General features: G+C 74.6%; 4 protein-coding genes. All 4 read right to left on the reverse strand.

The features are described 5' to 3' along the window. Positions 1-871, reverse strand: an 871-nt coding sequence (locus STRAU_RS22630; RefSeq protein WP_037661192.1) for a serine/threonine-protein kinase, incomplete at its 3' end; no start/stop codon positions are given. Between the two features lie 123 nt (positions 872-994). Further along, complete coding sequence (locus STRAU_RS22635) at positions 995-2,710, reverse strand: serine/threonine-protein kinase (RefSeq protein WP_016642705.1); 1,716 nt, start codon at positions 2,708-2,710, stop codon at positions 995-997. A 168-nt stretch (positions 2,711-2,878) separates the two neighbouring features. Beyond that, entirely contained in the window at positions 2,879-5,995 is a 3,117-nt protein-coding gene (locus STRAU_RS22640; protein WP_016642706.1) for a protein kinase, read from the reverse strand. 123 nt (positions 5,996-6,118) lie between these two features. Continuing rightward, a complete protein-coding gene (locus STRAU_RS22645; RefSeq protein WP_052029197.1) occupies positions 6,119-7,000 on the reverse strand; it encodes a hypothetical protein in 882 nt (293 codons plus the stop codon). Between the last annotated feature and the right edge of the window lie 450 nt (positions 7,001-7,450).

A 7,450-nucleotide genomic window follows, 5' to 3' on the forward strand; every position in this document is an offset into this window, starting at 1 on the left:
GCGCGGGCCCGGCCGCCGCGTCGGGCAGCGGCGGCATCACGCCGGTCTCGATGTACGCGCGCAGCAACCGCTCCGCGCCCGCCGCGTCCAGGCGGCGCCGCGGATCGCGTTCCAGGAGGCCGAGGACGACCGGAGCGAGCGGCTCCGCGGCCGGTGGCGGGCGGATCTCGTCGAAGACGACGGCGTGCAGCACCCCGCCGATCGAGTCGCGGCGGAACGGCGACTCCCCGCTGACCGCCGTCACGAGCAGCGCGCCGAGGGACCACAGGTCGGACTCCGGCCCGGTGCGCTCGCCGGACATCCGCTCGGGCGCGGTGTACTCCGGCGAGCCGACGAACGAACCGACCTCCGTGAGCGTCGTCGCGCCCGACACCTGAGCGATGCCGAAGTCCGTCAGGACCACCCGGCCGGTGGCCTCTTCCAGGAGTACGTTGCCGGGCTTGAGGTCGCGGTGCAGGATACCGGCGGCGTGCGCGGTGCCCAGCGCGCCGAGCAGGTCCAGGCCGACGCGGGCGGCGGCCCCCGGGCCGAGCGGCCCCGACCTGCTGATCCGCCCGGCCAGCGAGCCGCCCTCGATCAACTCCATGACGATGCAGGGGCGTTCGTCGTGCACCACGACGTCGTGAACCACGACGATGTGCGGATGCCGCAACTGCGCGACCGCGCGCGCCTCGCGCAGGGTGCGCTCGCGCTGCTGCGCCGCCTCCTCCTCGGAGAGCGTCTCGTCCAGGGGCAGTTCCTTGACGGCGACGCGGCGGCCGAGGAGCTGGTCGGTCGCGCGCCACACGACGCCCATGCCGCCCCGGCCCAGCCGCGCCTCCAGGCGGTAACGGCCGGCGATCACACGGGCGTTGTCACCCAGGCTCCCCATGCGGCCATCATGCCCCACAGGTGTGGCCACGGATCCTCTCGGATCGGGAAAGGGGCCAGTTCAGGCCCGTATACGCCGGGCGGGCGCCCCTGTGCGCCGTGGCCGCCGGTGCCGCCGGTGCCGTCAGTCGCGCCAGCCGCGCAGCACCGCGTCGAACTGTTTCCGGGTCTTGGTCCAGTCCCCCTCGGGCGCGGACATGTAGATCGCGTACTCGACGTTCGCCCCGCTGATGTAGGTCTGCGATATGGCGCGCCGCGGGCCCTTGGTGGTGTCGTTGGCGCCTGCCTTCCAGCTGAACTCCCAGAGCGAGCCGGGCCCGTCGCGGAAGGTGTTGGAGTTCAGGTGCAGGCGCCGGTACTGGGGCAGCCTGGTGACCTTCTTCTCCAGGGCGAGCTGGTGCAGGTACGGGTTGTCGTAGTCGGGGCTCCGGTCGACACCGATGCGCACGAAGTGGCGGCCGCCGTCCGGGGTGTAGTCGATCTGGCTGCCGTCCACGCGCCGCTCCCAGCCCTTGGGCAGCATGAGGCTGAAGCCCTCCACGTCGTGCACGCGCACCCAGTCCTTGGGAATCCCGCCGACAACGTTGCCCGTCCCCTTGCCGTCCTTGTCCTGACCACTGCCGGACTCCGCGCGGGTGCCCCCGTCGTCACGGAGTTGCAGATAGCCGAACACCGCGCCCCCGCCGAGCAGCGCGGCCGCGGCACACAGGGCGACGACCCGGGGCCAGCGGCGGCGCCCGGTGTGCGGGCCGGTCTGCGTGGCGGTGGCACCCGCGTGGTGCGGGGCGGGTGTGGCGTACGAGGCTGAAGCGCCGTACGAAGGGGAGGTGCCGTACGACGGGGAGGTGCCGTACGGGGTGGCCGGTGTGGCGTGGCCGGGCCGACCGGAGCCGGGCCGACCGGAGGCCGGGCCGGGGGCCTGGCCTGGTGTCCCGCCCTCGCCATGGCCGGAAAGGGGCGTGGGCGCCGTCCGGGTCGGCCCCTCGTGCAGCGTCGTCGGCACATACGCCTGCGCCGCGCCGGGCCGCCGCCCCTCCGCGGCCTCCGCCAGCATCTGCTCCGCCTCGGCCGCCTCGGGCCGTGCCTGTGGATCCTTGTGCAGGAGCGCCGAGATGACGGGCCCGAGGGCGCCCGCGTACGCGGCCGGAGCGGGCTCCTCCGTCACCACGGCCTGCATCGTGCCGAGCGGTGACGTACGCCGGAACGGCGACGTGCCCTCGACCGCCGTGTACAGCGTGGCGCCCAGCGCCCACAGGTCGGCGGCCGGGCCCGGGTTCGCGCCGCTGACCCGCTCGGGCGCCAAGTAGTCCACGGAACCGACCACTTCGCCGGTGCGGGTGATCGTCGAGTCGCCCTCGATCGAGGCGATGCCGAAGTCGGTGAGCAGCACCCGGCCGTCCTCGGAGAGCAGGACGTTGCCCGGCTTGATGTCGCGGTGCAGCACCCCGGCGCCGTGCGCGGCGCTCAGGGCGCGCAGCACCCACAGGCCGATGCGGGCGGCCTCGCGCGGCTCGATGCGCCCCTGGTCGCGGACGGCGTCCGCGAGCGAGTGGCCCTCGACGAGCTCCATCACGATCCACGGCCGGTCGTCGTACTCGACCACGTCATGGACCGTGACGACGGCGGAGTGGTTGATCTGGGCCTGGGCGCGCGCCTCCGTCTGCGTGCGGGTGAGCAGCACCTCGCGGTCGGCCTGCTGCACCCACTGTGCGGCCGTCAGTTCCTTGACGGCGACGGCGCGGTGCAGCACCTCGTCACGCGCGCGCCACACCCGGCCCATGCCGCCGCTGCCGATCGTCTCACCGAGCCGGTAGCGGCCGGCGAGGAGCAGGCCCTGCATCTGATTCACGTTCCCCCGCAGTTGGTCTTGACAGGGCCAGGTTCTTGAGGTTTGCCAGAGCCAGGTTAAGGAGGGCGGCGCGCGCAGGGAACGGGAGGGGGTGATCGGAGACCGCACTGTGACGCGCCGGGCGGCGGCCGGGGCGGATCCGGAACCGGTGGGAGGCGGTCAGTTCCCGGCCCGGTACGACGCCGACGCCTGCTCGAACAGCCGCGTCACCTCGTCCCGTTCGGCCTCCGGGCCGCGCACCTGCACCACGTGGTACTTCCCGTCCACGACCATCGCGAGGTTGCGTACGAAGACCTCGGCGCCGTCGGTGCCCTGCCAGGTGAACTGCCCCTCGGCCATGGACCGTCCGCCCACGTCGACGCGGCGCAGCCCGCTGGACGTGGCCCAGGAGGAGTCGCGGAACGGCTGGAGTTCGCGCTCGTCCTCCTTCTGGTACTTCATCGGGTCCGTGCCGTAGTCGCCGGTGCTGTCGCGGCCCGGGACCACGAGCAGTTCGAAGCTGCCGTGCGTGTACAGGACCTGGCCGCGGCCGTTCTTGGGCTGCCGGTCCCAGCCGTTGGCCACCGCGACGCGGAAGCCCTCGGCGTCCTTGCGCACGGTGAAACCGGCCGCGACGTCGGGGTCGGCGGTCTGCGGCTCCTGCGAACCCGGCGTGTTCTCCGAGGCCGGCGGGTCGCCGTCGTCCCCGTCGTCCTCGCCGGACCCGCCGCTGCCGCCGGGCTTGCCGTCCTGACTCGGGCGGTTGCCGTCCTCCGGCGCCCGGCTGACCTCTCCGGCGTTGCCCGTGCGGCCGGTGCCCGCCTTATCCTCGGACTTGGGCATGAACAGCATCGCGTACGCGACGGCCGCCACCAGCCCGGCGAGGATCACGACGAGCAGGACCCGGCCCAGCGAACGCGGCGTCCCCGCGGGGCGTGGGGCCCGCTCGGGGCGCGGCGCCTTCACCGGCCTGGTGTCCGGGCCGCGTTCGCGGCCGCGCTTGTGCTTGTGCCGGCCGTGGCCGTGGCCGGTGGGGACCGGCGCGGGCGGGCGGCGCTTGCGGACGACCTCGCCGCGGCGGCGTACGACGGGCAGCTTGCCGCCGTCGTACGGCGGGGCGGGCACCACGTGCGTGCCCGCGTCCGGTTCCGGCGCCGACCGGACCAGCGAGCGCAGCCAGCCGCTCAGCTCCTCGAAGTCGATGCGCTCGGTCGGGTCCTGACGCAGCAACGACTCGACGACGGGCCGCAGCGGCCCGCACTCCTCCGCGAACGCGGGCGGCTCCGCGCACACCAGCTGCACCAGCTCGGCGGTGCTGTCCTCCGGATACGGGGCGTGGCCCTGGACCGCGCGGAACAGCAGCGCGCCGAGGCCCCACAGGTCGGTGGCGGGCCCGATGGGCGCGGCGAGCTGCCAGTTCTCGTGCACAGGACCGGCCTGCTCCGGCGCCCACCGCTCGGTGACGGGGCCGACGACGGTCATCCGCGCGTGCCGGGCCCGCTCGGCGGCCAGCGCGGTGGTGGGCCCGCGCCGCGCCCTGGGCTCCCCGGCGGGGTCGCCCCAGCCGCCTTCGCGGGGGCGGGTGTTGGCGTCGGGGGCGGCGGCGTGCCCGGGGGCGGTGCCCTTGGCGAGGTCGTGTGCGGCGTGGCCGCCGGGTGCGGGGTGACTCGGCGAAGGGCGGCCCGGCGCGGGCGGGTTCGCATGCTGCCGGGCGGGCGGGACCTGCTGGGCAAGAGGGTCCGGGGGCGCGCCTCGGCCGCCCCGCTCGCCCGCTGTCGTCCGGGCGCTCTGCGTGGCCCAGGGGTTCGGCGGCGTGGTGCGGGTGTTGGGCGGGGTCTGGGAGTTGGGCGGGGCCTGGGGGTTCGGCGGGGCCTGGGTGACTGGGGCGTTCTCCGTGCCATGGGCGGGCGCTCCCCCGCCCCTCGGCACGGCCCCGTGCCACGGCGTCTTCTGCCGCTCCCGTACGCCGTACGGATCCGGGATGTGCCCTACGGGGCCACCGGGGCCGGAACCACCCGTTCCGTCAGCGTCTTCGGGGCCGTAGGCAGCGTGGCCCCCGCCACGCGCCGCTTCGCCGTGCTCGGCCTCACTCACCCGGGCCGCGGCGCGCGCCGCGCCCGCCCGGTACGCGGCGATGGCCCCGGCCCGCGCGGCTCGCAGGTCTCGGTCAGCCGTGTCGTATCCCGCCGACGTGCCGTACGCCTCGGACGTGCCGTACGCCTCGGTCCCGCCGTCGTCCGCGCTCCGTGCCGCCTCGATCGCGGCGCGCCCACGCGATCCGTTGCCGCCACCGGTTTCCACGGCCTCGCCGTGCTCTCCGTACGCGTCGTACTCACCGCGAGCGGAGCGTTCACCGTAGGCGGAGCCTTCACCATAGGCGGAGCCTTCGTCGTACGCGGAGCCCTCGCCGTACTCGTCGTCCGCCCCGTACTCCGCGCCGCCGTACGTGGAATCCTCGTACTCAGCGTTCCCGTACTCGGCGTCCCCGTACTCGGAACCAGGCTCCTCGGACGCCCCGGGCCCCAAGGCGCCCGCGACACCCGTCTGTTCGATCTGGTCGACCCGGCCGGCCGGGTCGACCCCCGCGGGCTCGGTGAAGCCCGCGAAGTCGTCCTCCTCGGGCCGCGGGTCGTACCCGCACAACGCCTCTTCCGCGGCGCCCGCCGCGAGCCCCGTGAGCATCACGCGCCCGTCGTCGCAGACGAGCACCGTGCGCGCGGTGATGTTCCGGTGCACCCAGCCGTGCGCGTGCAGCACCCGCAGGGCCGTGACGACGTCCGCCGCGACCTCCGCCGCGCGGAACGGGTTCAGCGGGCGGTCGGCGAGTAACGCCGCGAGCGGCCGGGCCGCCACCAGTTCGCTCACTATCCACAGCGAGCCGTCTTCCGCGAACACGTCGAAGACCTGGTCGAGCCGCGGGTGGTCGGGGATGCGCGCGGCGGCCTGCGCGGCCTCGATGGCGCGCAGGACGGCCGGGTCGCTCGGCCTGCGCGTGGCGCGCGACCCCGCGCGCCGGGCGCCCCCACGGCCCGCGCTCCCGCGCGCGCTCCGGAACCCGTCGGGCAGCCCGCCGGGCAGCACATCGCTCAGATCGCCGTCGCCGTACGCCTCGTCGCCGAGTACTCCCTCGCCGAGCACCTCCGCCTCGACGATCTCCGGCAGCGGCACCTGCCGGACCAGGACTTCCTGCCCGGAGTAGGTGTCGAACGCGCGGGTCTCGGCGAGTTCGTACTCGTCGGCCGGGGGCAGCGGCAGGCGGTAGCGGTCGGCGAGTACCCGTCCCGCATAGTCGTCCACGATGCCTCCCCCATCCGCCCGGTGGTCAATTCCGTTCGTCTTACGGCTCGTTGCGGCTGCTTACCCTCCGCAAGCACTCACGATACGTGCCACAACCGAACCGTATTGAGGGGATGCGAGATCTCACTTCTTCGGCTCGAAGGTCCGTGTGAACGTCCGCCAGGCCGTACGACGCTGCTCGCTGTCCCAGTCGTCCGCTTTCGCGGTGTACATCATTCCGTAGCCCAGGCCGCCGTTGACGACGAAGCCCCGGTCCACCGAGCGGTACTTGGTGCCGCCGTCCACGTAGGTGAACTCCCAGTCCGCCGTGTTCCAGCCGCGGAAGCCGACCTTCTCGATGCGGATCCGGTCGTACTGCGCCCGGCGCATGCCGAGCTCCTGGTTCTTCCAGTCGGCCACCGGGTTGTCCTTGGGCGTGGTGGTCCAGCCGATGAGCAGCTTCTGCCCGTTCGGCCCGGTGAAGCGGGCGCCCGCGCGGTCGGTCGAGCTGAACTTCCAGCCCTTGGGCAGGCCGATCGAGAAGCCCTGGGAGTGTTTGTACGTCTCCTCGGCGCCGTCGCCCTTGTCGCCGCCGCCGATGGACGAGCCCTGCCCGGCGTCGTCGTCCTTGCCGGAGCCCGAACCGGAGCTGTCGTCCTGCTCCTTGCCCTTGCCGTCGCCGGAGCCCGAGCCTGAGTTGTCGTCCTTGCCGGAACCGCCGGAGTCCTTCTCCTTCGCGGCGTCCTTCTCCCTGCCGTCGCCGCCCGCGGTCGCGCCGCTGGACGAGGATGTGTCGCCGCCGCTCTTGCCGCCCTTGTCGGCCTCGTCGCCGTTGAGCGCGAACGCGAGGACCGTACCGAGCACGGCGAGGACGACGACCACCGCGATGATCACCAGCGTGCGCCGCGGCACCACATCCGTGAGCGGTGCCCGGGCGGGCGGTCTCGGCGCCGGGGGCGGCCCGTCGGGCCGCGCGGGGATCCGCGCCCCGCCGTGCGAACCCGTCCCCGCGGCACCGGAGTTCATCCCGGCTCCGGAGCCCGCTCCGGCACCGGCGGCCACCCCGGCGCCCACGCCGCCGGAAGCCGCGCCCGCACCCGAGGCCGCACCCGCACCCGAGGCCGAGCCCGTACCCGAGCCGGACCCACCGGCCCGCCCCGCGACACCGCCACCAGCACCAGCACCAGCCGCACGCCCGCCCGCCCCGGCGGTGCGGTCACCCGCGCCGACCGCACCGGACGCAGCCGCGCCCGAAGCCGCCGTGCCAGAAGCAGCCGCACCGGACGCAGTCGGGCCAGAAGCGACAGCCCCGCTCGCCGCTCCGGAGGCAGCACCCCCGGAGCCACCGGTTCCACCGGCACCGCGCTCACTCACCCCGGCGCCGGAGCCGACTCCGGTCCCGCTCCCGGCGGCCCCGGTACCAGTGCCGGTGCCGGTGCCGGTCGAAGCCCCTTGCGCGCTCCCGCCGTTCCCGGC

Source organism: Streptomyces aurantiacus JA 4570, from assembly GCF_000414115.1.
Classification (GTDB): domain Bacteria; phylum Actinomycetota; class Actinomycetes; order Streptomycetales; family Streptomycetaceae; genus Streptomyces; species Streptomyces aurantiacus_A.